1 protein-coding gene and 3 pseudogenes are annotated in these 2,668 nt (G+C 63.2%); all 4 read left to right on the top strand.

From position 1 onward, the window contains the following. A pseudogene (locus VKI00_RS02075) lies at nt 1-279 on the top strand (IS1634 family transposase); the annotation flags it as partial. A gap of 323 nt (nt 280-602) precedes the next feature. Next, a pseudogene (locus VKI00_RS02070) lies at nt 603-1,530 on the top strand (IS5 family transposase). Beyond that, nucleotides 1,527-1,958: pseudogene (locus VKI00_RS02065) on the top strand (haloalkane dehalogenase); the annotation flags it as partial. The pseudogenes VKI00_RS02070 and VKI00_RS02065, both read left to right, overlap by 4 nt. Before the next feature lie 10 nt (nt 1,959-1,968). Next, nucleotides 1,969-2,668: VOC family protein (locus VKI00_RS02060; RefSeq protein WP_324434929.1), on the top strand; the 700-nt coding region annotated here is incomplete at its 3' end.

Here is a 2,668-nt window from a genome sequence, read left to right as displayed (position 1 = left end):
AGCTTCCGGATGTCCAAGCACGACCTGCAGGCCCGCCCGATCTACCACCGCACCCGCGATTCGATCGAGGCGCACCTGAGCGTCGTGTTCGCCGCCCTCGCCGTATCGCACTGGATCGAACACCAAACCGGCTGGAGCATCAAAAAATTCGTGCGAACCGCCCGCCGCTACCGAACCGTCACCATCCAAGCCGGCAGCCACACCCTGACCGCAGCTGAACATCCACCAGCCGACCTCGCCGAAGCCCTCACCAAAATCCACGCCCTACGTGCGCACTAGCCTGATAAAAGTCGGGTTTTAGCACCGTTCTCGAGCGTTCGCTGGTCTGGAGTGAGTTGCGCGCCATTGCCAACGACCATTTCGACCATTTCGACGCTGCCTCAGCCAGTAGCGAGCACGTCCCGGACCTCAACGCGGCGATTTCGCGGGCTGCACTGGAGTGGATCGAGGAATAGCCACGGGTGATCGGCACGATCTTGTTGTTCCTCGTCGGCTGCTCCTCACGTGGGCCCTGTAGATGGTCGTGTATCTCGGACTGTTGGCGCTCGTCGACTAGGGCGTGTCTCCCGAATGGGAAGGTGTTGACCAGCGACGATTGACCGGTGACGCGAATGGGTGTGATTTCTGATGAGTTCTGGGCGGCTGTCGAATCGGTGATGCCCTCTGATGAGGGTAAGCGGGGCAACAGATTCGGTGACCATCGTCTGATACTGGAAGGCATCGCGTGGCGATTCCGCACGGGTAGCCCATGGCGGGACGTGCCAGCCGATTTCGGACCGTGGCAGACGGTGTGGAAGCGGCATCATCGATGGTCCTTGGACGGCACCTACGATGCGATGTTGGCCCAGGTCGCGACGGTGTTCGGGTTCGATGCCGGGATGGCCGAGGACCTCGAGAAGCTGCTGTCGGTGGATTCGACGAACGTGCGGGCGCATCAACATTGCGCGGGCGCACGCTCCGACACGCTCGCCACAGGGGGCTCTGTCGAATTACACGAAAGCTGCCGATGAGCCCGACGATCACGCGATCGGGCGCTCACGCGGCGGGCTCACCACCAAGATTCACGCCCTGACCGACCCGCGGGAAGCCCCGGTCGCGGTCCGATTGACCGCCGGACAAGCCGGCGACAACCCTCAGTTGGTGCCGCTGCTTGACGACTACGCCGCGGCCTGCAAGCAACAAGGCGCGTCCGGTCGCGACTTCCGATTGCTCGGCGACAAGGCGTATTCGCATCCGAGCACGCGTACCGAATTGCGTTCCCGAAGAATCAAACACACAATTCCTCAACGCAGCGACCAGATCACTCGACGCAAGGCCAGAGGATCAACCGGCGGCCGCCCGCCCGCATTCGACGCCGCTCTCTACGCGCTGCGCAACACCGTCGAGCGCGGCTTCAACCGGCTCAAGCAGTGGCGCGGCGTCGCGACCCGCTACGACAAATACGCCCTGACCTACCTCGGCGGCGTCCTACTGGCCTGTGCAATCATTCACGCCCGCGTGGGTGCCACTGAATCGGGAGACACGCCCTAGTACTTGACGACAACATCTTCATCGAGGAGCGATTGCCGGGGGCGGTGATGCGGCCGCTGACAGACGAAGAGATGGACCACTACCGGCAGCCCTACCTGCATGCCGGTGAGGATCGGCGGGCGCTGCTGTCGTGGCCACGCAGCCTGCCAATCGACGGCGAACCCGCCGACGTCGTGGAGTTGGTGAACGAGAACGCTCGGTGGCTTGCCGAAATCGACATTCCCAAGCTCTTCATCAACGCCGAGCCCGGCACGCTCGTACGCGGCACAACGCGCAACATGGTACGCAGCTGGCCCAACCAGACCGAGGTCACCGTCAAGGGCGTGCACACGGTGCAGGAGGACAGCCCCCACGAGATCGGGGCCGCGATAAGGGACTTCGTCACGGGGTTACGGCTGCCAGATAGGCCGGCCATCAACGAGAGATAGGAATCTAGCCATGACCGTTTCCAAGCTGGCTTACGTGGGTGCGGACGCCACCGACCTTGACGCCTGGCGGGGCTACGTCACCGAGGTGCTGGGATTGCAGATCGTTGGCGACAGCAATGATCAGCTGCTGTATGTGCGCGCCGACGAGCGCCACCATCGGTTGCTGGTGCACGCTGCCGACCAAGACAACGTCGCCTATGTGGGCTGGGAGCTTGCCGATCAGCGTGCGCTGGACGCCGCCGCCGCCCTGGTGGAAAGTCAGGGTCTCACGGTGGAATCGGGTAAGCCGCATGAGTTGGCCGAGCGGCACGTGCTGGGACTGGCCTACTTCACGTGCCCCTACACGGGTGTCCGGATGGAATTGTCGACCGGCAACGAGACGGTCTTCATGCCTCGCTTTGCTCCCGCCCGGGCGTTGTCGGGGTTTCTGACCGGCAGCCTGGGCATGGGCCATGTCGCCTTATACATGACTGGCGATGTGAAGGCCGCCGGCGACTTCTATGCGCGCACCCTCGGGTTCGGGATCTCCGACTACGAGATGCTGCCCGACGGCGGCACGCTGGTAACGTTCTTGCACTGCAATCCGCGCCACCATTCACTGGCCCTCATCGCGAATCCTCAGCCGCCGAGCGGCATTCAGCACATCATGTTCGAATGCACCACGCTCGACGACGTGGGAACCACCTACGACATCTGCCTAAAGCGCAATC

It is taken from the genome of Mycobacterium sp., assembly GCF_035314665.1.
Classification (GTDB): Bacteria; Actinomycetota; Actinomycetes; order Mycobacteriales; family Mycobacteriaceae; genus Mycobacterium.
The sequence above is the reverse complement of the archived record's forward strand: the minus strand, read 5'-3'. Positions and strand labels throughout refer to the sequence as shown.